Consider the following 22,835-nt stretch of genomic DNA (forward strand, 5'->3'; position numbering starts at 1 on the left):
TTGTTTCACTGGTCATCTTCACCACCACCAAATCATCTCTGTGTTGGTGAGAATTTTGCGTGAGATTTAGCCCGCAATGTGATGTGAAGATGGCTATTCGGGGCAATTTGCGGGCAATTTATCGGAGGGTTGAACGGGCGCCAAAGCGCCTATTCCTTCACCCAGTTGAAGACCAGTTCTTCGCGGAACGCAAAGCGCACGATGTGGCTTGCGACGACGTCTTCCATTTGAGAGAGGCTTTCTTCAGGTGCCTCGACCGTTGCGACGAGATTTTCCGGATTAGCGTCCATCAGAACCAAGCGATTCTCGCCAAGATCGATTCGACCATGCTCGGGTGTGAATTCAACAGTGAATTTATGAGCCCAATGTTTGCACAGCTGCTGTAAATAGCGACTGGCATGGGCGGTCGGTACGATTGCTTTGGTTTTAGCCATAATCTTGCTGTCCATTTTCAAGTTTTACGGACAGTGCGTAACATTGCTGTCGAAGCTATGTCACTTACCAAGATATCAACTTTTCGGGAGAAAAACAAAACCAGCAAGTGGTACGCCCAAGGGGAATCGAACCCCTGTCTGCGCCGTGAAAGGGCGCTGTCCTAACCGCTAGACGATGGGCGCCTGTTGCTGGTGTGGGTCGGCTTATAGGCAGGAAATTTCAGACGCGCAAGTCCTTTTTTAGAAAAAATCAAAGAAAATTTTCGAGGGCGAGCTTTCTGTATGATTCTTTGAAAACAAAGAGATAGGGCGGCTTGTGCAAAAAGAACATGAACAACGAAAAGCGTTGGCGGCCCTTGTGGCCTTCAACGTACAAGCTGCGGATTATAGTGTTCTGGAAAAGAAAAAACCAGCAAGTGGTACGCCCAAGGGGAATCGAACCCCTGTCTGCGCCGTGAAAGGGCGCTGTCCTAACCGCTAGACGATGGGCGCCTGTTGCTGGTGTGAGTGGGCTTATATTCAGGAAGATCCTGACTCGCAAGCCCTTAATATAACTTTTCTAAAAAAAACTCGTCTGATTGTCGTTTTCTTCTGGAAAAGCGGAGTGGGGAATCTGGCAACTATATGAAAAATAACAAAAAAGCCGGACTTTTGGTCCGGCTTGATTTGCTGTGATTACTTTTTACAGCTCCAGTTCCAGTCGCGTTCTGGACCTACATCGACGTGGACTGAGGTTGTATGGCAATAGGTGCCGACACCGCCGCGGCCTGTCATGTTGCGCGCATAGCGGGCGATCTCATGCTTTGAAACACCATCGATCTGAATGTCGGCTGCTGCACAAATCATATGAAGTGATTTGCGGGCACCATTGACCTTGCGGTTGTAGGAAGGGCTACGATAGCCGGAAGTGACCATGACAGGTTTGCGGAAGTGCCGTTCCATGGTCTTCAGCATAGTGACAAGCTGAGGCTTAAGGCAGGCAACATCGACTGTTTCGCGCTGAACCTTCAGGCCATTTGGTGCGAGCCGCGCAAGCCCCGGTGCCGATGCTAACTGAACGGATGCGTAATCGTCATATTCGTTCGCATCGATATCGCTGTCGTCATAGATGCTCTTGCGGTGCTTGATCTCGAAGCCGCCGTTCGGACGCACGCCAGGGAGGGTGTAATTATATTCGTGCTTCGATTTTCCGGCTGGCCTTATAACTGCGAGCTTCTTGTTCTGCGACGTACCAGAGCTGTTTGCTGATTCATCGGTGAAGAGACGAGCGATGCTGCCTTGGCTTGCTGTTGAGGCGGGGCGCTGGGGCGCTGCATATGCATTGGCATTTTTTGCAGAGCCAAAAAGCGATGTCACTTGAGTAGGTTTCTCTGATTCGGCAGGTTTTGGCGCTTCGGCTTGTTTGGCTTCTTCCGCAGTAGGCTTAGCTACCTGTGCGGCAGCCTGCTCTTTTGTCTCTTCAGGTTTTGCAGTCTCAGTTGTTTCGGGCGCCGTTGTTGAATTTACAGGCGGCTCAGCTGGCTTTTTGCCAAACATGCCAAACAGGGAAGTGGATTTCGTCTGTGGTGCGATAGCTGCAACCTGAATAGAGCCGTCTTGGGTCGGTTGCGCGTCGTTTGCGGCTGCTGTTGCTGGCTTTTGTTCTGTATCAGTTGACCTTGCTTCGGCGACAGCGGCTTTCGCCGTTTCAGTCGTTGCATCAGCCTTTTTCGTTTCAGCCTTACCTGCGTCTGCCGCTGCTTCGGCGGCAACTGTCTGATCGGCAGCACTTTGAAGAGTGTCAGCAATCATGGAACCATCGGCGTTGTTCGTCATTTGTAAAGGCGAAGTGCCGTTGCCAGTCGATGTGCAGGATGCGAGTACAAGTGCGAGCAAAGCTACGCTGCTTGTCAGCAATCTGCCGGTCTTCCGGTGTGAAGGTTCTGCAAATTTCAATGTCTGCTCCAGCTCGACGTCCCGGCTGTTTGATCAGCTTATCGGGATTTATCAGTCTGACGAACCGGAAGCCCGTGCCCGCCTGGTTTCGGGAGATCAAATCCCCCATGTGAGTCTCGCCAATTTTAAAGAAGGCGATTTTACTCACGGAAACCGGTCATTTGTACCGGGGTAGATAAACCAAGATTTTCAGCACTTTATAGCGATTACACCACATATGTAGGCGCATTTAAGCGTGAATATACAAATCACTCAGTGATAAGTAGTAACTAATTTTTAGGATTTTTAACTGCCAAACGCAACTATTGAAAGTGCTATGTGTTTCATAAGCGCTTATTAGGTCGTTCAATTACAGAGATATAACACAATATTACTGCTTGTAATTTTTGGTTATACTTATTTATCATTCATACATCCGTCGCCGCGGAATGAAGCCAATCGCAACTCACTTGTTGACATGATGCATCGAGTTAGTGCTATCCATTCCGCACTATACTATCTGTGACGCGCTAAGTAATGTACTAGCGTCTTCAGAGCACCAGGATCGGAACCGGACATATGACCAAAAGCACACGGAAGTTTGCCAATCTCATGCTGGCAGCAACAGCCGTGGTGCTTCTCGCGGGTTGTGCCGGTGGGCCTGAGTTTCAGGGTACGCCTCAGGAAGGTGCCAAGCGCACCGATACCTATCCGACCTTTGGCCGAATGCCAAAAGCTGCGACTACACAGATTACGCCTGAAGAGAAGGCGCAGATGATGTCCGGCCTTGATTCTGACCGCACGCGTCTCGCGGCCACACGTTCTTCCAATGCGGCTCTCACGCCAGCTCAGGCTGCTGCTTTGCGCAAACAGGCGCAGGAAGAAACAGACGCCACCCTCAAGCAGATCGAAGCCGGGGAATAACGGGCTTTTCTTTCTATAAAAGCTTCGTCGCAGAACTGTAACAAGTCTCGACCCGATTCGATAACAGGTGTATAGCTCCTAACCCGGCGCATACGCGCCGTTTCATTCAACTCCCTTCTGGAACAGGATCATGTCGGAAGAATTTCATAAAGTCCGTCGCTTGCCACCTTATGTCTTTGAGCAGGTAAATCGCCTGAAGGCATCGGCGCGAGCGGCCGGAGCCGACATCATTGATCTCGGAATGGGTAATCCTGATCTGCCGACGCCAAAGAACATCGTCGACAAGCTTTGCGAAGCTGTTCAGGACCCGCGCGCGCATCGATATTCGTCGTCGAAGGGCATCCCCGGTCTTCGCCGTGCGCAGGCACAATATTATGCGCGTCGTTTTGGTGTGAAGCTCAACCCGGATACACAGGTCGTCGCGACGCTTGGTTCCAAGGAAGGCTTCGCCAATATGGCGCAGGCGATCACGGCACCCGGCGATGTCGTGCTTTGCCCGGATCCAACCTATCCGATTCATTCGTTCGGCTTCATCATGTCGGGCGGTGTGATCCGTTCGATTCCTGCAAAGCCGGATGAGGATTTCATTCGTGCGCTGGATCGTGCGGTCAAGCATTCTATTCCAAAGCCACTCGCGCTTATTCTTAACTTCCCGTCGAACCCGACCGCTTATATTGCTACCCTTGATTTTTACAAGGATGTGGTCGATTTCGCACGCAAGAACGATCTGATCATTCTGTCGGATCTGGCTTATTCGGAAATCTATTTTGACGACAACAACCCGCCACCATCGGTTCTTGAAGTGCCGGGTGCGATGGATGTTGCTGTCGAGTTCACTTCGATGTCGAAGACGTTTTCGATGCCGGGCTGGCGCATGGGCTTTGCGGTTGGCAATGAACGCCTGATTGCGGCACTGACGCGCGTTAAATCCTATCTGGATTATGGTGCATTCACGCCTATTCAGGTTGCAGCAACCGCAGCACTTAACGGCGACGGTACTGACATTGCTTATGTTCGGAATGTCTATAAGCAGCGTCGCGATGTGCTGGTCGACAGCTTTGGCCGTGCAGGCTGGGATGTGCCGCCACCAGCGGCAACCATGTTCGCATGGGTTCCGATTCCAGAGCGTTTCCGTGCGCTGGGCTCGCTCGAATTCTCCAAGCTTCTGGTTGAAATGGCCGACGTGGCTGTTGCGCCGGGCGTAGGCTTTGGCGAACACGGTGATGAGTATGTTCGTATCGCATTGGTCGAGAACGAACACCGCATCCGTCAGGCTGCTCGTAACATCAAGCGCTTCCTGTCCGCCAAGGACGAGAATGTGCAGAACATCATTCCGCTTGAAGGTCGCCGTTAAGCGATTTTAACCGGACAAAGCAGGGGCCGTCTTCTGGTCGGCCCTTGTTTCCCACCACATAGAAATTCAACGAATCGGAAAGACAGAACAATGAGTGATGCATTGCGGATCGGCGTTGCCGGACTGGGCACCGTTGGTGCTTCGGTGTTGCGTATTCTACGTGACAAGGCCGAAATGCTCACTCGTCAGTGCGGCAAGCAAGTTACAGTTACTGCGGTGAGCGCACGCGATCGAACTCGTGATCGCGGTGTCGATCTTGGTGGCATTGAATGGTTTGACGATCCGATCGAGCTTGCCAAAAGCGCTAATATTGATGTTTTCGTTGAGCTGATCGGTGGTGATGAAGGCGCGGCCAGATCGGCTGTTGAAGCTGCATTGCGTGCAGGTCATCATGTCGTGACCGCCAATAAGGCACTTCTCGCAAAGCACGGCGTGGCGCTTGCCAAGATTGCCGAAGATAAGGGCGTTCTTCTCAATTTTGAAGCAGCCGTTGCTGGCGGCATTCCCGTCATCAAGGCGATGCGTGAATCACTGACCGGCAACACGGTTTCACGCGTGTATGGCATCATGAACGGCACCTGTAACTACATCCTCACCCGGATGTGGGAAGAGGGTATTTCGTTTGAAGATTGCCTCGCGGATGCGCAGCGTCTCGGTTATGCCGAAGCTGATCCGACCTTTGACATTGAAGGCAACGATACGGCGCATAAACTTGCGCTGCTCACAAGCCTTGCATTTGGCACCCAGATTGCAGCCGACGACATTTATCTTGAAGGCATAAGCAATATTTCACTGGCCGATATTCGTGCTGCTGACGAGCTTGGCTATCGCATCAAGTTGCTCGGCGTTGCGCAGAAGACCGATACCGGTATCGAACAGCGCGTGCATCCAACGATGGTTCCAACCTCGTCGGTAATTGCACAGGTCCATGGCGTGACCAATGCAGTTGCAATTGAAACTGACCTCCTGGGTGAGCTTCTGCTTTCTGGTCCGGGTGCCGGTGGTAATGCCACGGCTTCGGCCGTGATCGGCGATCTGGCAGATATTGCCAAAAGTCGTCCCGGCTTTCAGCATGGCCCCGTTTTCGGAACACCTGCGAAAGCCTTGCAGCCATATAAGCGTGCGAAGATGCGCAAGCATGCGGGCGGCTATTTCATTCGCCTGACGGTTTATGATCGTATCGGTGCATTTGCTGGAATTGCCAAGCGTATGGCTGAGAACGACATTTCGCTTGAGTCAATCGTTCAACGTCCTTTGATGGACAGCGATGTAAGTGATGGCATCAAGACTGTTATCCTCGTTACGCACGAAACGACTGAATCCGCTGTGAAGAAAGCTCTTGAAGCAATTCTCAAGGATGATCATCTGGTCAACAAGCCACAGATGATCCGTATCGAACGCGCAGGCTGATTATATCCAATAGTGTTGCCACTCTTGAAGGGCGGCAACGACTTTGCTAAGAAGCACCCATCGGAATAGTCCGGTTTAGAGACAATATGGAAAAGGAGGGCTGTAATATGGATGTGACGCGTCACGACCGTCATCGTCAGTATGGCCCTGATTTTGCCCTGCAACATTAAATTGTGCAGGGCCGATTAAGACTGAAACAAAGGTCTTTTTCTGCCTTTTCTGAAGGCTCAGCTTCAATTGCTGTAGCCGCAAATTTGCAAGCATGTTGATTGAAGCTGTTTGAGAACTGCTCGTCAGTGCTTGGCCAAATTGGGCCTATCGTCATGTCTCTTATATCTGTTCAGAATCTTTCGCTTAGCCTCCATCAGACCTTGTTTGCAAACCTCGATTTCGTCGTAGGCGATGGCGAGAGGCTTGGTATCGTTGCCGCCAATGGTCGTGGAAAGACCAGTCTTTTACGATTGATCGTCGGAGAGGGGGAGCCCACCAGCGGTACGATCACGCGCTCGCGTGGGCTCAAAATCGGCTATGTCAGCCAGTATGTCTCAGACGATCTGATGGATCTGTCTTTCTATGACGTCGTGCTCAGCGGACTGGATGAAGAAGCACGCGCTTATGAAAGCTGGCGTGCTGATATCGTGCTTGATGATCTTAATGTTCCGGCTGAATTGCGTGAACTTGCCATTCGGCAGTTGAGTGGTGGCTGGCAGCGGCTTGCGCTTCTGGCACGCACATGGGTGTCCGAGCCTGACGTGCTTTTGCTGGACGAGCCGACAAACCATCTCGACCTTGAGAAAGTGCATTTGCTGGAAAACTGGCTTGATGCGCTCCCGCGTTCAGTAGCCGTCATTGTTTGCAGTCATGACCGCGCCTTTCTTGATGTGGTCACGAAACGCACGCTTTTCCTGCGTGCGGATAAGTCGTTCGTCTTTGCGTTGCCGTACAGCCAAGCGCGTGTGGCGCTTGACGAGATAGATGCGGCTGACGCCCGCCAGTTTGAAAAGGACATGAAGACTGTCCAGCAATTGCGCAGACAGGCCGCGAAGCTCAACAATATAGGCATTAATTCGGGAAGTGATTTGCTGGTGGTGAAAACCAAGCAGTTGCGTGCGCGAGCCGAGAAAATCGAGGAAAGCGCGAAAGCAGGACATGTCGAACGCTCTGCGGGCAAAATAAGGCTTGATGGTCGGGGTAGCCATGCCAAGGCACTAATCGTTATCGATCAGGCTGAGATTGCGACGCCTGACGGTCGAGCCCTCTACAAAGCCGGGCAGTTGTGGGTCAATCCCGGTGACAGAATCGTGCTGCTCGGCGCTAACGGTACGGGTAAGACGCGATTGCTCACACTGGTTCGTGAAGCAATCCTTCAGCCGGAACAATCGCTTGCGGGCATCAAAGCGACGCCGTCACTCGTGTTGGGCTATAGTGATCAGGCTTTATCCGAGCTGAATGGTAACTGGACGCCATTTGAGACGATAATGAAGCGTTTTGATGTCGGCGACCAGCGAGCACGATCCTTGCTTGCCGGCGCCGGTATGACGCTTGAGATGCAGGCCAAACCTTTGTCGCGGCTTTCGGGCGGACAAAAGGCGCGGCTTGCCATGCTGGTTCTGCGTCTGACCAAGCCGAACTTCTACATTCTCGATGAGCCGACCAATCATCTGGATATCGATGGGCAAGAAGCGCTGGAAGCAGAACTGTTGAGCGATGAAACAGCAAGCCTCATCGTATCACATGATCGCAGTTTCGTGCGTAACGTTGGAAATCGTTTCTGGGTAATCGATAGAAAAAAGCTGGTCGAAGTTGATAGCCCAGAGTTTTTCTTCGAAGCAGCTTTAGGTTGATCTGCAGAAGCTTCTTCTGGTTGCTTTCAGCTTTCTGGTCTCAATGGTTGGGTGTGTTCGTTCACGCCCGACCAAGACATGAAACCAAGTGTGTGACCTTAAATCGATTAAGCGCTTGAGTGCAAAATCTTTTTACCCTTCATTCTCTTGCAGGCGGCAGGGGACTTTGACAAAAGATTTGCATATTGTCGCTATAAGTGACGACACTGTCGTTCTGTCGACGCAGCAACCTCATTCGAATTCAGGACTTTGTTCACATGGCCAAGACCGCAGAGCAGCAACCGCATGGATCAGCCCAGGGACTGGATCGCATTCTCACACTCGAACTCGTTCGTGTGGCAGAACGCGCGGCAGTGGCTGCAGCACGCCTTCGTGGACGTGGCGATGAAATGGCTGCCGATCAGGCCGCAGTTGACGCCATGCGTCAGGAGCTTAATCGTCTGCCGATTGCTGGTACCGTCGTAATTGGTGAAGGCGAACGCGATGAAGCGCCGATGCTCTATATCGGTGAAGAAGTTGGCACCAAGCAGGGGCCTGATGTCGATATTGCGCTCGACCCCCTGGAAGGTACGACGATTTGCGCCAAGAATCTGCCGAACTCGCTGGCTGTTATCGCCATCGCTGAGAAGGGGAATCTGCTCTATGCGCCAGATGTTTACATGGAAAAGATTGCTGTTGGTCCAGGTTATCCGAAGGGCGTTGTCGATCTCGATGCAATACCTACCGACAACATCATGGCCATTGCAAAGGCCAAGGGCGTAAAGCCACATGAAATTACGGCCTGCATTATGGATCGTCCACGCCACGCGCGTCTGATCGAAGAAGTGCGTGCGACTGGTGCGTCCATTCGTTTGATCGGCGATGGTGACGTTGCGGGTGTTATGCACACGACCAATCCGGATGAAACCGGCATCGATATTTATATCGGTATAGGTGGTGCGCCGGAGGGTGTGCTGGCAGCTGCTGCATTGCGTTGCATTGGCGGCCAGATGCAGGGCCGACTTCAGCTTAATTCTGATGAGAAAATCGCACGCGCGGCCAAGATGGGCATTTCCGACCCGAAAAAGGTCTATACGCTCGAAGAGATGGCGAAGGGCGACGTGCTTTTTGCTGCAACCGGTGTGACGGATGGTAATATGCTTTCTGGCGTCAAGTTCGCCCGTGATTATATCCAGACCCACACAATCGTCATGCGCTCAAGTTCGCAGACAGTTCGTGAAATTAAGGCAAGACATCAGGACTTGTCTAAATTCTAACAGAGCTATCATAGGGTTGTTTAAAAGGCGGCATTGCAAAAATGTCGCCTTTTGTGTCTTTAAGAAACCATGACAACAGAACGCTTTTTTCTTGGTATCCGGAAATCCGTCACTGGCCAGAAGTGGATGGACCGGCTCGGGCCTCGTGAGGCCAATACGGCGCTCGCAATCGCGCAGCATCATGGTATTTCCGATCTGGTATCGCGCGTGCTTGCAGGGCGCGGGGTTTCTGTTGAAGGCGCGCCAGAGTTTATTGATCCGAGCCTGCGCAACCTGATGCCAGATCCAGCGATGCTGACCGATATGGATAAAGCCGCAAACCGCATCGCCGACGCTATCATGCGGCGCGAGACGGTTGCTATTTTCGGCGACTATGACGTTGATGGCGCATGTTCATCCGCCCTTATGGCGCGGTTTCTGAAACATTATGGTATCGCGCATTCAATCTATATTCCGGATCGTATCTTTGAAGGCTACGGCCCGAACCCCGATGCCATGCGTGAACTGGTAGCAAAGGGCGCCTCGTTAATCGTGACGGTTGATTGTGGCACCAACAGCGCGCCGTCGATTACGGCTGCAAAAGAAGCTGGTGCCGATGTAGTGGTTATCGACCACCATCAGGTGGGCGGTGATCTACCGGATGATGCGGTGGCCATCGTCAACCCGAACCGCGAAGACGATATTTCACAGCAGGAGCATCTGTGCGCCGCGGGCGTTGTTTTTCTGACGCTTGTTCAGGTGACAAAAGTTTTGCGCGAACGCGGGAAGGGGGCCGGGCCGGACCTTCTTTCGCTGCTCGATTTGGTGGCACTTGCGACAGTTTGTGACGTGGTTCCGCTGAAAGGTGTCAATCGCGCCTTTGTCGTGAAGGGACTGCTGGTTGCGCGTAGCCAGAGCAATGCGGGACTGGCAGCACTTGGCCGGGTTTCGCGCATTGGCGAGCCGCTCAATGTTTTCCATCTTGGCTATCTGATCGGCCCACGTATCAATGCCGGGGGACGTATTGGTGATGCAGGGCTGGGCGCTCGGTTGCTTACACTGGACGATTCAACCGCTGCTGATCCAATTGCCGCAGAACTCGACCGACTCAATCTGGAGCGACAGGCTATGGAAGCCGAAATGCTGATTGAGGCCGAAGCGGAAGCTTCACTTGAGCTTTCAGGCGGTGCAGGTGCATCGGTGATTGTGACGGCAAGTGATCGCTGGCATCCGGGTATCGTCGGATTGCTGGCATCGCGGCTCAAAGAAAAGGCGCGTCGGCCTGCCTTTGCCATTTCATTTAATGCGAATGGCATTGGCTCGGGGTCGGGGCGTTCTATTTCCGGACTTGATCTTGGCAAACTGGTTCGCGGTGCGATGGAGCGCGGGTTGCTGGTAAAGGGCGGTGGTCACGCCATGGCAGCTGGTATTACCATTGAGCGCGGCAAGCTTGGTGCGCTTCGTGCATATCTTGAGGAAGAATCGGCTGATACGGTCGCAAGGCTTCGTGAAAATCAGAGTCTTTCGATTGACGGAGCGGTTGCTGCTTCGGGCGCGACTGTTTCGCTTTATGAATCTTTGCAGAAAGCTGGTCCTTTCGGCTCAGCTCATCCACAGCCGGTGCTTGCACTTCCGCATCATATATTGGCGGATGCGCGTTTAGTTGGACGGGATCATGTGCGTGTTGCTCTGCGTGGCGCAGATGGCAAACGCGTCAACGCGATCGCCTTCCGCGTTGCTGAAGGCGATCTGGGGCGGTTTTTGTTTAATAATATCGGTCAGAGTGTCCATATTGTCGGCAATTTGTCGCTCAATCACTGGAACGGTTCAGTCACTCCTCAGATACAGATTCTGGATGCAGCTGTGCCTATTTGAATTTTCTCAACTTTTTTGTCTTCACGCTCTTGTGAAAACGGGGAGCGAATTCCCATATAATCACGGACTAAAATATTCTGTGATTACTCTATTGGGAGATACTTATGCCGGGTTCCGGAAACCGCCTGACCAAACTGACCGCTGCAATGGTCCTTGGGCTTATAGCCTCTTTTGCCGCTGTTGATTTCGCCGAGGCTCGCCGTGCTGGCGGGGGCGGTTTTGGTAGCCGTGGTGCACGTACATATCAGGCGCCTGCACCGACACGCACTGCACCAAACAATGCAGCGCCTATGGAACGTTCGATGACGCCAAATACAGGTGCAACACAGACCAATCGTCCGGGTGCAGCGGCAGGCACACAGAATGCAGCTGCGGCTCGTTCTGGTGGCATGTTTGGCAATTTCGGCCGTTCGATGCTCGGTGGTCTCCTTGTTGGTGGTCTGATCGGCATGTTGCTGGGTAATGGCCTTGGCGGTATGGCCGGCATGTTAGGCCTTCTGTTGCAGGTCGCTGTCATTGCGCTGATCGCGATGTTCGTTATGCGCATGATTGCAAATCGTCGTCAGACGGCAGCAGCGGGTGCAGGCAACGCCGGTGGCCAGCCTTTTAATGCTGCACAGGTTTTTGGTTCTGCAAAGACTGCTGCACCACCGTCAAATACTGCAAGCCGCACGCCTTCGGTAAATCCCTTTGGCGCTAAGCAGGAAGAAACCCCGGTTGCAGCTGCTGTTGAAGAAGAGCCAATGGATGTTGGCCAGGAAGAACTGGATCGCTTCGAGCAGATGTTGTCAGAAATCCAGACCGCTTATGGCCGTGAGGATTATGCAGCACTCCGCAAGCTCGCAACACCGGAAGCCATGTCTTACCTGGCTGAAGAACTGGGTGAGATCGCTTCCAGCTGTATGCGTAATGAAGTCAAGGACGTGAAGCTGCTTCAGGGCGATGTTTCCGAAGCATGGCGTGAAGGCAATGTCGACTATGCGACTGTCGCCATCCGCTACTCGGCTATCGATGTTATGCTTGACCGCAATACAGGCGCTGTCGTCGAAGGTAACCCTGATGAGCCGGTTGAAAGCGTCGAAGTCTGGACGTTCACCCGCGTTGATGGTGGCGACTGGTTGCTCGCAGCCATTCAAGGCACCGAATAAGCCTAACAGTTTTAATGAAAAGGCCCGGTCGAGATACCGGGCCTTTTTCTTGATTACCAGCTGCCGATGTTTTCGGCTGAAGCCCACGGTTCCTGCGGAGCGAGGCGTTCGCCCTTCTGGATCAGTTCGATGGAAATGCCGTCGGGTGACTTGATGAAAGCCATGTGGCCGTCGCGTGGTGGACGGTTGATTGTGACGCCAGCGTCTTTCAGCTTCTGGCAAGTCTCATAGATATTATCGACCGCATAAGCGAGATGGCCGAAGTTGCGGCCACCGGTATAGGTTTCCTGGTCCCAGTTGTAGGTAAGTTCCAACTCTGGAGCGCGTTCTGCCTTGGCCTTATCCTTGTCTGATGGCGCGGCAAGGAAGATGAGCGTAAAGCGACCTTTCTCATTTTCAGTCCGGCGAATTTCTTCAAGGCCAAACTTGTTCACGTAAAAATCGAGCGATTCATCAATGTCGCGAATTCTAACCATCGTGTGCAGATAACGCATAGTCTTCTCCTGGTTCGCATGTTTGCCGGTTGTAGGATTTAACGCTTTCCCCAGAGAATGGTTCAGCTTTTCGTATCCTTCCGCCCGGTTTCCATTGCACGGCTTGAAAGAGCAATTTCGTGGATAGGCGGCTTACGTGAAAACGCAAGTAAACAAGTTGTCGAATTGCCATGCTGCCATATGTTTTCGACGAGGTGCTTGATACGGCAATTTTCAATTTTAGAAATTGGCAAATTAACGCTGAGAGCACAAAGCCTGTGATCATCTTCATGACAGCAAAAGTTTAGGCTTGCCGCCTCCGGTTAAGGAAGTGTTATTCTTTGGGCAAGAATCAGGACAGAATCGCAACGGAACAAAAGAGGAGGGACGAGCGCATGGCGGACAAATCTGTGTCGAATGACCAGTTTCGCAGTCAGGCCTCCTCAGAAGAGCTAGGCGAACTTATTGAAGTGTCCGGCCACATCAAGTGGTTCGACGTTGCAAAGGGGTACGGTTTCATCGTTCCCGACCAGCCTGGGCTTTCCGATATTCTCCTTCATGTCACATCGCTTCGCCGCGATGGCTTTCAAACAGCGCTCGAAGGCGCGCGTATCGTTTGTGAAGTGCGCAATGGCGATCGTGGTATGCAGTGCTTCCGCGTTCTTTCTATGGATGCGTCTACAGCAGTTCATCCGGCTCAGATGGCGCCACAGCGCACGCATGTAACGGTTACGCCATCAAGCGGGCTGGAGCGCGTGATTGTGAAGTGGTTCAACCGCACCAAGGGCTTCGGCTTTCTGACGCGCGGTGAGGGCACAGAAGATATTTTCATTCATATGGAAACGCTTCGTCGCTTTGGCATGATGGAACTGCGCCCCGGTCAAGTCGTTCTGATCCGTTTCGGCAATGGAGACAAGGGCCTCATGGCTGCGGAAATCCATCCAGATATTGGCACGGCGATTCCGGTTTCTCATTGAGCAGCCCACCAAAGCTCATAGAATCACTCTATCTCTTCGCTTAATGCATCATCCAACGCAAAAACGTTTCGCACTTTTGCTGGAGATGATCGAACTCCCATTTCATATTCTGTAACAACCGGGTGATGCTGGCGACTTAGTCTTGCCGTACTACAACCTCGTTGTTATCTTCGCGGCTCAATCGCACCATTCGTGAGCGCCCGTGACTGCGCAATTGGCACGAACGCGCAGCACGAGAGCAGGGTATGGGCCGGATTCTTTTCGCATTCGCTTTTCTATTTTTTGCTGTTTCTGCCCATGCGCAGGAAACCAAGCCAATGCTATTGCCTTTGGATAAAGAACCGCTGACCTTCGTTACCTCAAAGGGCAAGGTTTCATTCGGGTTGGAGATTGCTGCTACAGATGAAGCGCGTATGCGTGGTCTGATGTGGCGAACCGATTTTCCGAAAGACCGCGCGATGCTCTTTGTTTTTGGCGAAATGCGGAGCGTGATGATGTGGATGCAGAACACGCCTTCGCCGCTGGATATGGTTTTTCTTGACGATACCGGCCATGTGTCGGCGATCCATGAAAATGCAGAACCGTTCTCCGAGGCCATCATTTCTTCGCAAGGACCCGCGGCTTATGTGGTTGAACTTCTGGCCGGGACTGTTAAACGAACCGGTATCAAGCGTGGTGACAGTGCGATCCACAAGGCCATTTGTGGCGAGTGTCGCAGTTAAGCCTGTCAAAAATCCCGCATTCTGAAATTCAAAAGGAATACAAATTGAGCGCGCTCGATATCGAATATTTCGAACATGATGGTCTGCGTCTTGCGTATCGTCAGGACGGAGAGGGCGACCCGATCCTGCTCATTCACGGCTTTGCCTCGTCGAGCCTCGTCAATTGGGTGTCGCCGGGTTGGTTTCGCACTTTGACTGAAGCAGGTTATCGCGTGATCGCCATCGATGATCGTGGCCACGGATTTTCTGCAAAGAGCCATGAGGCAGCGGATTACACACCGAGCGCCATGGCGGGTGATGCCGCGGCTCTGCTTGATCATCTTGGCATCGAAAAAGCGCACGTCATGGGATATTCCATGGGCGCGCGCATCACTGCGTTTCTGGCAATCGAGCATCCCGAACGCGTCCATAGCGCCGTGTTTGGCGGTCTTGGCATCGGCATGGTGACGGGCGCGGGCGACTGGGAGCCAATTGGTGAAGCACTTCTTGCAGAAGATCCATCGACCATCACGCATCCGCGCGGGATGATGTTCCGCAAATTTGCTGACCAGACCAAGAGTGATCGAATTGCGCTCGCGGCTTGTGTCATTACATCTAAGGAACTGGTTTCTGCCGAGGCAATTGCGCGCATCATGCAGCCGGTCCTTGTAGCGGTCGGGACGACAGACGATATTGCAGGGAGTGCTCAAGAGTTGGCAGATATGCTGCCAAATGGTCGGGCGCTCGATATTCCTGACCGTGACCATATGTTGGCGGTGGGTGACAAGATTTATAAGAAAGGTGTTCTGGCCTTTCTCGAAGAAAACCCTCTCTGAGTTCGGGCGCGATACGCTAACGACAGCGATAAGATTTATGCGGTGTAAAGGCACGGCATTTTGAGATATGTTGTCTGCCGAACTCGCATTGCAATGCAGGCTTTATGGGCAACGGGAGTGTTCAATTGTCTGCAATGAGCAAAATTGGAGTATGCATGATGTCCGTTCGTTCGAACGCAAAATTGTCCCCTTCGTTGGGGCAGGTTGATCCGATCTGGCATTCCATTCGCGCTGAAGCGGAGGAAGCGGCCAAGAACGATCCCGTGCTTGGAACGTTTCTGTATGCGACGATCCTCAATCAATCGACGCTCGAAGATGCAGTGATGCATCGCATTGCCGAACGTCTTGGTCATGCGGATCTGAGCGCGGATATCCTGCGTCAGACTTTTGATGCGATGTTTGAAGCCAATCCGGAATGGTCGCATATAGTGCGCGTCGATATACAGGCCGTGTATGACCGCGATCCGGCTTACAGCCGTTTTATGGACCCAATTCTTTATCTGAAGGGTTTTCATGCCATCCAGACGCATCGTCTGGCTCATTGGCTTTATAAAGAAGGTCGTAAGGATTTTGCTTATTACCTGCAAAGCCGTTCGTCTTCGATCTTCCAGACTGATATTCATCCGGCTGCAAAGTTTGGCAGTGGGTTGTTCCTTGACCATGCGACCGGGCTTGTGGTGGGCGAAACGGCTGTCATTGAAGACAATGTTTCGATTCTGCATGGCGTAACGCTGGGCGGTACGGGCAAGGCCAGTGGTGATCGTCACCCTAAGATTCGCCATGGTGTGCTTATCGGAGCGGGTGCGAAAATTCTGGGCAATATCGAAGTTGGCAATTGCTCAAAAATTGCGGCTGGTTCTGTCGTGCTGAAACCTGTGCCGAATAATGCGACGGTAGCTGGTGTACCGGCAAAGGTTGTCGGGGAAAGTGGTTGTTCCGAGCCATCGCGCGTTATGGACCAGACGCTAGGCGAAGCAGCCTTTGGTGAGCACATGTATGGCGAGGGTATTTAGCCCGGCATAGTTCCCATAAATCGTAACGATCTGCCGCGTCTGGTCTTTTCATCAGCGCGGACTATATCCACGATTAGTCATCCAAACTAACGGTGTATGCGCTGAGCCGCTCATGCGTTAGTGCTTTACATCAAACAATGCCGGGTGCATTAAACCGGCCTCAATTCAATATCAGGAGAAGCCGGTTGAAACCCGAAGAACTCAAGAAACTCGACGCATATTTCAAGCGGACTTTCAACAATCCGGGCCTTCAGGTGAAGGCGCGTCCGCGCAAGGACGATTCCGCTGAGGTATATCTGGATGATGAGTTCCTGGGTCTCGTCTATAAGGACGAAGACGAAGGCGAACTTTCCTACAACTTCTCGATGGCTATTCTTGACGTCGATCTTTAAGATCCGTCTTGATTGATGAACCAGAACGCCCTTTCTGCTTTGCAGAGAGGGCGTTTTTTATTGGCTTGATGGTCCGAGGAGCGTTCTCTACAAAAGTTGGCGCTGATTGAGGAAGGTGGGAGAAATCATGATTGATTCATTTGCGCGCCATGTTTTGGGTACTGCCGCAGCCCTATGTATGGGCCTTGTGGCTTCCTCTGCGCAAGCGCAAGCGCAGGCGATTGACGATGACGGTACCTGTCCCGAACTGGCCCAGAAAATGAGCGAGATCTATTTTGGTTTTCCTGAGATTGTTGATGGTTCCATTGAACGTTTTGCCAGCTGGAAGGCATCCTGTGCCGCTAAGGCTCCTGCGGGACAGGGAAATGTCGTCGCTCTTTGTCAGGGCAAGCTTCAAGGTGAAGGCAATGTCTTCTTCTGGATCAAGGCAGCCGTGGAAGCTGAAAGCAGCGGCTATGAAATCTGCGATTGATCATGGCGCAAGACGACAGAGATAAACAGCTGCCTATCTGGCTTAATATCCGCAATCGTAAAACGCGCGATATTAAGCCGGATCCTGAAAATCGACCGCAATCTGAAATGCGAAAATTTTCGTCGGGTTCGCTTTGGGCCAGTACAGTGCTCGGGGGACTGGTGTCGTTCTTTTTGCTTCGTAGTGCTTTTAATAACGTAACCACCGGAAAAATGGCGGTTTCATCGCAGATGGGGAGGCTTCGCAGCACCTATTACTGGCCGGATGACTGGGGATTCTTCTCGACAATTGTTGGTTTCAAAGTGCTCGCAGGTATCATCTTCCTAGCGGCAACACTCTATTGCCTGAAAGCCGCATTCCGTTCCCATGATAATTAGCGCATGTTGTTCGAAGAATTTGTGATGGAGGAAAGCTCATGCCGATCTATGCGTATAATGGCCACAAACCTGAATTTGCCGACCGGGCCAGTAACTGGATCGCACCGGATGCAACGCTGATTGGTAAAATTCTCGTTGGCGAGAATGTCGGCTTTTGGTTTGGAGCGGTTCTGCGTGGCGATAATGAGATGATCTCGGTTGGTGCCAACACCAATGTGCAAGAACACACCATCATGCATACGGATATTGGGTTTCCGCTCAGCATTGGGGAGGGCTGCACGATTGGCCATCGCGCGATTCTTCACGGTTGCACAATTGGCGATAATAGTTTGATCGGCATGGGGGCCATTTTACTCAACGGTGCGAAAATCGGAAACAATTGCCTCATCGGCGCGGGCGCGCTGGTGACAGAAGGCAAGGAGTTTCCGGATAACTCGCTAATTGTCGGCTCGCCAGCGCGCGTAATTCGCGAGCTTGATGTTGCAGCTGTCGAAAGCCTGAAATTGTCAGCCAAGCATTACGTCGAGAAAGGCCAATCTTTCATGCGTGGCCTGGAACCGGCATAAGCAGAATCTGAAAGATATAAGAAGAGACGGGGAATGACGACCCGTCCCTTTTTAATGTGATATTTAATGAGAATCAGTTGCGGATGCTGCTGACGAAGGTTTCGCGGCCATCCTTGATAGAGACCCAGGTGCCAGTGTTGGTCGTCGATTGGCGCTTAAGATAGGTGTAGTCGGTTTCGTTCCAAAGGCGCACACGCTGATCGAGATTGTCGAGAATGAAGTCGCCGCGATCTGTGCGTACCGTCAGAATCGCATGGCCTTCGCCATTTGCCTGACGAACGACTGTCATCAGGAGCGTGTTGACCGGGATACCGAGAGCAATAAGCTCGCGGCGCTTGAGCAACATATAGTCATCGCAATCGCCAGCCGTGGTTGGGTATTCCCAATATTCCTCGCGGCCCCAGACGTCCATATCGGTGCGTGGTGCGATTCGTTCATTGACGCTGGCGTTAACCGCGATGATTTCCTGCCAAACTTTCTGATTGAGCGTCAGCGGTGCGCTGTTAGCGCTGGTGATCTTGCACTCTGTGTCATGGCGCTCGCAAAATTCATAATGGCCGATCGGCTGAGATGTACGCTCACCCGTTGGCATCCAGTGCGACTTGGATGCTGGATTCGCTGCTTGCGCAAAAGCCGTACCCAGTATCAGCAGGATTGCTGCGATGATTGTTTGCTTCGTCATTCTTTTGTCTCCCTGTTGGAAACAAGAATGCGTGCAAGACTTTGAGGGCTGGGAAATTCAGACGCGAAAATGCGAATCTAATTTGAATAAAACTGCGCGGAACTCAGCAATGTTTTGTTCAGAAATGGCGTGTTTAAGACCATTTTAGAGGGCTTTATGGCCTTTTGATGCCCAAATTGCTCAAAAAAGCGGTTTGCCAATCCGTAACCTTAGTGCGCGTTTACCTTTATACTGCTGACCTTAAATGTTTCCAGTCAGGCTTTGCCGCCGTTGATGACCCGGAGAGCTGGCATATGGTGCGCAGGAACCGGCGTACCCCAGCGGCGTGTGCTGTTTGCTACATTGACGGTCATCACGGAAGGTTTACGGACCTCCTGCTCAATGATTAGATCGGGTGCAAGCGGTTCAACACTGTTAAGATGGCCCAAGACCAGCGGATCGGCACCGGCCCATGCGACGTCACTAAGAACAACGATGCTGCCAAGGAGATTGATTCTTCCGCCTTCGCCTCTTTCGAGCGGTGCCAGCAACATCTCAAAGGCCAGACTACGTCCTGAGAGACTAATGCCGTCATTCTGGCTCAAAGCCGGGACCAAGAGAGAATCAATGTTTCTGGCAAGTTCGTTAAGGGCAGAGCGATTGCGTTCAGGCCAGAGTGACAGGAACCGAGTGGCTTTAAGTTCGCGACCGAACAGGGCACAAACGCGTGTGCCCGCGAGGCGGAACATCAGGTCCCCCGTTTCATCTTCTTCAAGAATGAACAGATCCGACAAATGCCGTCCGAGCTTGCGAGGCTGGATCAGTTCGCGCTGCGGCGCATGGAGCGCGTTACCCTGACTTAAAGCCAGTCGCTGCCATTCGCTAAAGATTGCGATCGTGCTGCGATTTTTCATTATGCGCTGCTTGCCGTTTTATCCTGATTTCGGGCAGTGCCCGTTGGTCAGCGCATTAAAATAGTATTAACGGCGAGGGCGCCAGCTTAACCCTTTCTTCATCCACTAGGGTTGGTTGTTAAGGTTAACAAGAAGTAATAGTTGCAAAAGTTCTTTTATAGCAGTTTGATGGGTTGTCAGTTGAAGCCATTGTCTTGGTTGGCTTTTTTCTGATCTCCAGATTCTGTCTCGCAAAAGTCAGACATTTGCGACAAGGCCGTGCGGGATACTCCGGCGGCCTTTATTTTTAACGAATTGTCACTTATCAAGAATCCATATCCAGATTAGCGCGACCGCCAAGAGCGATCAGCGCGACAGGTCTTTCGCAGACGGAAAGTGGCAATCGATGAGCACGCCTCAGCCTGAAATGCGCGGAAACTCCAACGATTCGAGACGTTCGGGCGGCAGCGAACCAATATTCAACATACCAAGCGTCATTCTTGCGCTAATGGCGATCTGCGCTGGCGTCTATATCTATCAAAATTACTTTATCAGTGAGCAGCAGAACTATGAGTTCATGCTGAACTTTGCTTTGATTCCCGCGCGGTTCTCACTTGCTGGTGGCTTTACCGATCCGTCCGCACTTTTCACGCTCATCAGTTACTCTTTCATGCATGGCGGTTTTGCGCATATTGCGGTCAATATGATCTGGTTTGCGGCTTTCGGTTCTCCGCTCGCGGGCCGTATCGGTACTGGTCGAATGATTATTTTCTGGATTCTAACGTCGGTGATTGCGGGCCTCACGCATTATGCGATCTATCCCGAAAGCGTAACGCCACTCGTTGGTGCTTCCGGCGCAATCTCCGGCATGATGGGGGCTGCAGCGCGTTACGGGTTCCGCCGTGTCGGCTTTGGGCGCAGGTCGGAATTTGCAGGGCCGGTGCTGCCTATTGGTCTCACGCTCACACTTAAGCCTGTGCTGACCTTCGTGGGTATCTGGTTTCTGATCAATATTTTCACGGGTCTTTATTCGACAGGCGGAGCTGATTTATCGGGAATTGCATGGGAAGCCCATATTGGTGGCTTCATCGCAGGCTTTTTCGGGATTTCACTGCTTGATAAGCCCCGAAGCTACGACGCTGTGATTAGGCGCTGAGCTTAGGTCTCCCAATTTAGTCTGCTTGCAAAGCGGCTAATCAAAGCGCACCATTATTGGAACGCAGCTGGAGGAGTTGCGTTAGAATCATGCAGCGATCCTGCAGATTGGATTGCTGAACCTTGGGAGGGACTTTGGCATGACTGTTAGATCGATTCTCGAGACAAAGGGCAGAGATGTTGTTGTTATAGGCCCTGAGGAAACGCTTTCTCATGCTGTTGCTGTCTTAGCTCAACACAAAATCGGTGCTTTGGTCGTCTGTGATGAAGCAGGTCGGATAAAGGGCATTTTTTCTGAACGTGACGTGGTGCGTGCTATCGCGTCTATGCAAGAAAAGATCGCTGACCGGCTTGTGTCTGAGTTTATGACTACAAAGGTACAGGTTTGTCGGGAACATCACACTGTGAATCAGGTGATGGAAATCATGACTCGCAACCGGTTCCGTCATATGCCGGTGGAAGAAAATGGCAAGCTTGCTGGAATCATCTCAATCGGTGACGTAGTTAAGCGGCGCATTGAGGATGTGGAGCGTGAAGCAGAGGATATTCGGACTTACATCGCCACGGCCTAAATCCGTGTGTCCTATTCTTCAAATCATCTGGAGCGCATGAAACGCTCCAGATAAAAACTTGAATCGCTTTTAAGAACCGTTGCGCGCACGCAGATAACGTTCCGCTGCATAGAGCGAAATTGCTGCAGCATTGGAGACGTTAAGCGATTTGATTTCGCCCGGCATATCGAGACGTGCCAGTGCAGTCACTGTTTCACGGGTCTTTTGACGAAGACCTTTGCCTTCTGCGCCAAGAACGAGTGCAACGCGACCACCCTCAAGTGTCGCTTCCATTTCAAGTGGACCTTCCGAATCAAGGCCGATGGTCATGAAACCGAGCGAATGAAGTTCTTCGATCGCTTCTGCAAGGTTGCGAACCTCAATATGAGGAATCAGTTCGAGCGCACCCGAGGCAGCTTTTGCCAGAACCCCGCTTTCTTGAGGGCTGTGACGGCTAGTGGTGATGATTGCTCCTGCACCAAAAGCCACTGCCGAGCGGATGATAGCACCAACATTGTGTGGATCGGTAACTTGATCCAGCACCAGCAAAAGCGGGCTATCTTTCAATTCTGACAACTTTTTATGCCGAAGCGGTTCTGCTTCGATCATGACGCCCTGATGGACGGCATCCGAACCAGTCTCTTTGTCGATCTCTTTAGGTTCGACGATTTCGACTGGGAAGGGGAGGCTCTCCGCTTCGCCAATTTCAAGGCGCGCAAAGCCATTGCGAGTCGCACGCATACGCAAAATCGTGCGTGCGGAATTCTCTACAGCTGCGCGAACCGTATGCAGACCATAAAGGCGCACGGTTCCATCCGCCACTCGACCGGCCGGAATAGGTGCTCGTTGAGGCCTGTGCGGCACTTTGCCTTCTGCGGCTGCCTTATGGTCACGATGTTCGCGACGCAGGCGCGCATAATGAGAATCTTTGGGGGTACGGGGTGAGTTTTTATCATTCATGCGGCGCTTATACCCTGTCCACAACATGGAAGATAGCGTGCTCGATTTTATTTAATGTGAGAATTTATATCTCTTTATAGGCGTCAAATCCCGGTTTCGCGCGGTTCTCGGGGGCTGAGGGCGAGCTGATCTGTCCAAGCTGTGGAATGTTCTGCATTCTTTTCACTTTTACCCTGTTGACAGGAGCGACGCATATCGGCATAAGCCCGCTCACAGAACGACGGCGGGCCCAGCGCCAACCGGAAACTCTGTGAAAAATGCCTAGTTACTCGACTCTGCTGATAGTGATATTAGGAGGAATGCCCGAGCGGTTAAAGGGGACGGACTGTAAATCCGTTGGCTAAGCCTACGTTGGTTCAAATCCAACTTCCTCCACCACTGTCGGATTAGAGTTTAGAGTGCGCGGGTATAGCTCAATGGTAGAGCAGCAGCCTTCCAAGCTGAATACACGGGTTCGATTCCCGTTACCCGCTCCAGATTTTCAAGAGCGGATAGGCGTGTAAGGAATCATCGACGGGCGGTTCGCCGTTCCGTTTTGGCATAAATGTCGGCCTGGAAATCTGATTGGTTTCTATGCGGGCGCTCGAGCGGTTCTAGAACAAAGAGAACAACGGCGATGGCAAAGAGCAAGTTTGAACGTAATAAGCCCCACGTAAACATCGGCACCATT

The 22,835-nt window shown here is 52.1% G+C and carries 23 protein-coding genes and 4 tRNA genes; 19 read left to right on the forward strand and 8 right to left on the reverse strand.

Translation table 11 applies throughout. The features are described from left to right. Window positions 1-149: 149 nt before the first annotated feature. The 4 genes from RT142_RS09180 to RT142_RS09195 all read right to left on the reverse strand — a co-directional run bounded on the left by RT142_RS09180 (window position 150) and on the right by RT142_RS09195 (window position 2,369). The gene (locus RT142_RS09180) at window positions 150-434 is read right to left on the reverse strand and encodes a DUF2218 domain-containing protein (RefSeq protein WP_007875507.1); all 285 of its coding nucleotides are present in this window, start codon (window positions 432-434) and stop codon (window positions 150-152) included. Window positions 435-542: 108 nt separating this feature from the next. Next, window positions 543-617: transfer RNA gene (locus RT142_RS09185), tRNA-Glu, on the reverse strand. Window positions 618-851: 234 nt separating this feature from the next. Continuing rightward, window positions 852-926, reverse strand: a tRNA-Glu gene (locus RT142_RS09190). A 183-nt stretch (window positions 927-1,109) separates the two neighbouring features. Beyond that, window positions 1,110-2,369 carry a D-Ala-D-Ala carboxypeptidase family metallohydrolase gene (locus tag RT142_RS09195; RefSeq protein ID WP_105518660.1) on the reverse strand — a complete coding sequence of 420 codons (1,260 nt, stop codon included), beginning with the start codon at window positions 2,367-2,369 and terminating at the stop codon, window positions 1,110-1,112. A 558-nt stretch (window positions 2,370-2,927) separates the two neighbouring features. On the opposite strand from RT142_RS09195, the gene RT142_RS09200 reads away from it, so the two are divergent. The 7 genes from RT142_RS09200 to RT142_RS09230 all read left to right on the forward strand — a co-directional run bounded on the left by RT142_RS09200 (window position 2,928) and on the right by RT142_RS09230 (window position 12,138). Further along, a complete protein-coding gene (locus RT142_RS09200) occupies window positions 2,928-3,272 on the forward strand; it encodes a hypothetical protein (protein WP_105518659.1) in 345 nt (114 codons plus the stop codon). Window positions 3,273-3,402: 130 nt separating this feature from the next. Further along, complete coding sequence (locus RT142_RS09205) at window positions 3,403-4,626, forward strand: LL-diaminopimelate aminotransferase (protein ID WP_007875500.1); 1,224 nt, start codon at window positions 3,403-3,405, stop codon at window positions 4,624-4,626. A gap of 90 nt (window positions 4,627-4,716) precedes the next feature. Further along, window positions 4,717-6,036 carry a homoserine dehydrogenase gene (locus RT142_RS09210; RefSeq protein WP_112805811.1) on the forward strand — a complete coding sequence of 440 codons (1,320 nt, stop codon included), beginning with the start codon at window positions 4,717-4,719 and terminating at the stop codon, window positions 6,034-6,036. Window positions 6,037-6,359: 323 nt separating this feature from the next. Then, on the forward strand, window positions 6,360-7,880 hold the full coding sequence (locus tag RT142_RS09215) for an ABC-F family ATP-binding cassette domain-containing protein (RefSeq protein WP_313028403.1): 1,521 nt from the start codon (window positions 6,360-6,362) through the stop codon (window positions 7,878-7,880). 257 nt (window positions 7,881-8,137) lie between these two features. Continuing rightward, window positions 8,138-9,136 carry a class II fructose-bisphosphatase gene (gene glpX / locus RT142_RS09220; protein WP_200635124.1) on the forward strand — a complete coding sequence of 333 codons (999 nt, stop codon included), beginning with the start codon at window positions 8,138-8,140 and terminating at the stop codon, window positions 9,134-9,136. 69 nt (window positions 9,137-9,205) lie between these two features. Then, entirely contained in the window at window positions 9,206-10,990 is a 1,785-nt protein-coding gene (gene recJ / locus RT142_RS09225) for a single-stranded-DNA-specific exonuclease RecJ (RefSeq protein ID WP_313028406.1), read from the forward strand. Between the two features lie 104 nt (window positions 10,991-11,094). Continuing rightward, complete coding sequence (locus RT142_RS09230) at window positions 11,095-12,138, forward strand: Tim44 domain-containing protein (RefSeq protein WP_313028408.1); 1,044 nt, start codon at window positions 11,095-11,097, stop codon at window positions 12,136-12,138. 53 nt (window positions 12,139-12,191) lie between these two features. Here RT142_RS09230 and gloA read toward each other — a convergent pair whose 3' ends face one another. After that, entirely contained in the window at window positions 12,192-12,632 is a 441-nt protein-coding gene (gene gloA / locus RT142_RS09235) for a lactoylglutathione lyase (RefSeq protein ID WP_112805818.1), read from the reverse strand. A gap of 374 nt (window positions 12,633-13,006) precedes the next feature. Between gloA and RT142_RS09240 the strand changes: the two genes are divergently transcribed. The 8 genes from RT142_RS09240 to RT142_RS09275 all read left to right on the forward strand — a co-directional run bounded on the left by RT142_RS09240 (window position 13,007) and on the right by RT142_RS09275 (window position 17,945). Continuing rightward, complete coding sequence (locus RT142_RS09240; protein WP_313028410.1) at window positions 13,007-13,588, forward strand: cold-shock protein; 582 nt, start codon at window positions 13,007-13,009, stop codon at window positions 13,586-13,588. A gap of 245 nt (window positions 13,589-13,833) precedes the next feature. Beyond that, entirely contained in the window at window positions 13,834-14,310 is a 477-nt protein-coding gene (locus tag RT142_RS09245; RefSeq protein WP_007875473.1) for a DUF192 domain-containing protein, read from the forward strand. Window positions 14,311-14,354: 44 nt separating this feature from the next. Further along, window positions 14,355-15,125, forward strand: coding sequence for an alpha/beta fold hydrolase (locus tag RT142_RS09250; RefSeq protein WP_112805822.1), 771 nt, complete (start codon window positions 14,355-14,357; stop codon window positions 15,123-15,125). Between the two features lie 158 nt (window positions 15,126-15,283). Further along, entirely contained in the window at window positions 15,284-16,138 is an 855-nt protein-coding gene (gene cysE, locus RT142_RS09255; RefSeq protein ID WP_007875465.1) for a serine O-acetyltransferase, read from the forward strand. A 185-nt stretch (window positions 16,139-16,323) separates the two neighbouring features. Further along, window positions 16,324-16,530, forward strand: a complete 207-nt coding sequence (locus RT142_RS09260; RefSeq protein ID WP_007875463.1) for a DUF3126 family protein — start codon at window positions 16,324-16,326, stop codon at window positions 16,528-16,530. A 127-nt stretch (window positions 16,531-16,657) separates the two neighbouring features. Then, window positions 16,658-17,002: a hypothetical protein gene (locus RT142_RS09265; protein WP_313028413.1), complete on the forward strand. Its 345-nt coding sequence runs from the start codon at window positions 16,658-16,660 to the stop codon at window positions 17,000-17,002. Window positions 17,003-17,004: 2 nt separating this feature from the next. Beyond that, window positions 17,005-17,379 (forward strand): hypothetical protein, encoded by a 375-nt coding sequence (locus RT142_RS09270; RefSeq protein ID WP_079211990.1) that lies wholly within the window; start codon window positions 17,005-17,007, stop codon window positions 17,377-17,379. 38 nt (window positions 17,380-17,417) lie between these two features. Further along, window positions 17,418-17,945 carry a gamma carbonic anhydrase family protein gene (locus tag RT142_RS09275; RefSeq protein WP_313028416.1) on the forward strand — a complete coding sequence of 176 codons (528 nt, stop codon included), beginning with the start codon at window positions 17,418-17,420 and terminating at the stop codon, window positions 17,943-17,945. Window positions 17,946-18,018: 73 nt separating this feature from the next. On the opposite strand, the gene RT142_RS09280 is transcribed toward RT142_RS09275, so the two are convergent. Further along, the gene (locus RT142_RS09280; RefSeq protein ID WP_313028417.1) at window positions 18,019-18,627 is read right to left on the reverse strand and encodes a transglutaminase-like cysteine peptidase; all 609 of its coding nucleotides are present in this window, start codon (window positions 18,625-18,627) and stop codon (window positions 18,019-18,021) included. A gap of 254 nt (window positions 18,628-18,881) precedes the next feature. Then, window positions 18,882-19,520 (reverse strand): PAS domain-containing protein, encoded by a 639-nt coding sequence (locus tag RT142_RS09285; protein WP_313028419.1) that lies wholly within the window; start codon window positions 19,518-19,520, stop codon window positions 18,882-18,884. 385 nt (window positions 19,521-19,905) lie between these two features. Between RT142_RS09285 and RT142_RS09290 the strand changes: the two genes are divergently transcribed. Then, entirely contained in the window at window positions 19,906-20,655 is a 750-nt protein-coding gene (locus tag RT142_RS09290) for a rhomboid family intramembrane serine protease (RefSeq protein WP_112812566.1), read from the forward strand. A gap of 139 nt (window positions 20,656-20,794) precedes the next feature. Beyond that, window positions 20,795-21,226 carry a CBS domain-containing protein gene (locus RT142_RS09295; protein ID WP_007875447.1) on the forward strand — a complete coding sequence of 144 codons (432 nt, stop codon included), beginning with the start codon at window positions 20,795-20,797 and terminating at the stop codon, window positions 21,224-21,226. Window positions 21,227-21,295: 69 nt separating this feature from the next. Here RT142_RS09295 and rlmB read toward each other — a convergent pair whose 3' ends face one another. After that, window positions 21,296-22,165, reverse strand: coding sequence for a 23S rRNA (guanosine(2251)-2'-O)-methyltransferase RlmB (rlmB, locus tag RT142_RS09300; RefSeq protein ID WP_105518651.1), 870 nt, complete (start codon window positions 22,163-22,165; stop codon window positions 21,296-21,298). Between the two features lie 293 nt (window positions 22,166-22,458). On the opposite strand from rlmB, the gene RT142_RS09305 reads away from it, so the two are divergent. Then, window positions 22,459-22,543 (forward strand) — tRNA-Tyr (locus RT142_RS09305). Window positions 22,544-22,567: 24 nt separating this feature from the next. After that, window positions 22,568-22,641, forward strand: a tRNA-Gly gene (locus tag RT142_RS09310). Window positions 22,642-22,835 lie beyond the last annotated feature (194 nt).

This window comes from Brucella sp., from assembly GCF_032066345.1.
GTDB classification, from domain to species: domain Bacteria; phylum Pseudomonadota; class Alphaproteobacteria; order Rhizobiales; family Rhizobiaceae; genus Brucella; species Brucella pseudogrignonensis.

Excerpts from the sequence above, each read along its gene's own strand:
- cysE (WP_007875465.1), top strand. The coding sequence starts at position 15,284 with ATGTCCGTTCGTTCGAACGCAAAATTGTCCCCTTCGTTGGGGCAGGTT.
- RT142_RS09205 (WP_007875500.1), top strand. The coding sequence starts at position 3,403 with ATGTCGGAAGAATTTCATAAAGTCCGTCGCTTGCCACCTTATGTCTTT.
- RT142_RS09210 (WP_112805811.1), top strand. The coding sequence starts at position 4,717 with ATGAGTGATGCATTGCGGATCGGCGTTGCCGGACTGGGCACCGTTGGT.
- gloA (WP_112805818.1), bottom strand. The coding sequence starts at position 12,632 with ATGCGTTATCTGCACACGATGGTTAGAATTCGCGACATTGATGAATCG.
- rlmB (WP_105518651.1), bottom strand. The coding sequence starts at position 22,165 with ATGAATGATAAAAACTCACCCCGTACCCCCAAAGATTCTCATTATGCG.
- RT142_RS09265 (WP_313028413.1), top strand. The coding sequence starts at position 16,658 with ATGATTGATTCATTTGCGCGCCATGTTTTGGGTACTGCCGCAGCCCTA.
- recJ (WP_313028406.1), top strand. The coding sequence starts at position 9,206 with ATGACAACAGAACGCTTTTTTCTTGGTATCCGGAAATCCGTCACTGGC.
- glpX (WP_200635124.1), top strand. The coding sequence starts at position 8,138 with ATGGCCAAGACCGCAGAGCAGCAACCGCATGGATCAGCCCAGGGACTG.
- RT142_RS09285 (WP_313028419.1), bottom strand. The coding sequence starts at position 19,520 with ATGAAAAATCGCAGCACGATCGCAATCTTTAGCGAATGGCAGCGACTG.
- RT142_RS09180 (WP_007875507.1), bottom strand. The coding sequence starts at position 434 with ATGGCTAAAACCAAAGCAATCGTACCGACCGCCCATGCCAGTCGCTAT.
- RT142_RS09280 (WP_313028417.1), bottom strand. The coding sequence starts at position 18,627 with ATGACGAAGCAAACAATCATCGCAGCAATCCTGCTGATACTGGGTACG.
- RT142_RS09290 (WP_112812566.1), top strand. The coding sequence starts at position 19,906 with ATGAGCACGCCTCAGCCTGAAATGCGCGGAAACTCCAACGATTCGAGA.
- RT142_RS09295 (WP_007875447.1), top strand. The coding sequence starts at position 20,795 with ATGACTGTTAGATCGATTCTCGAGACAAAGGGCAGAGATGTTGTTGTT.
- RT142_RS09245 (WP_007875473.1), top strand. The coding sequence starts at position 13,834 with ATGGGCCGGATTCTTTTCGCATTCGCTTTTCTATTTTTTGCTGTTTCT.
- RT142_RS09240 (WP_313028410.1), top strand. The coding sequence starts at position 13,007 with ATGGCGGACAAATCTGTGTCGAATGACCAGTTTCGCAGTCAGGCCTCC.
- RT142_RS09270 (WP_079211990.1), top strand. The coding sequence starts at position 17,005 with ATGGCGCAAGACGACAGAGATAAACAGCTGCCTATCTGGCTTAATATC.
- RT142_RS09230 (WP_313028408.1), top strand. The coding sequence starts at position 11,095 with ATGCCGGGTTCCGGAAACCGCCTGACCAAACTGACCGCTGCAATGGTC.
- RT142_RS09215 (WP_313028403.1), top strand. The coding sequence starts at position 6,360 with ATGTCTCTTATATCTGTTCAGAATCTTTCGCTTAGCCTCCATCAGACC.
- RT142_RS09275 (WP_313028416.1), top strand. The coding sequence starts at position 17,418 with ATGCCGATCTATGCGTATAATGGCCACAAACCTGAATTTGCCGACCGG.
- RT142_RS09200 (WP_105518659.1), top strand. The coding sequence starts at position 2,928 with ATGACCAAAAGCACACGGAAGTTTGCCAATCTCATGCTGGCAGCAACA.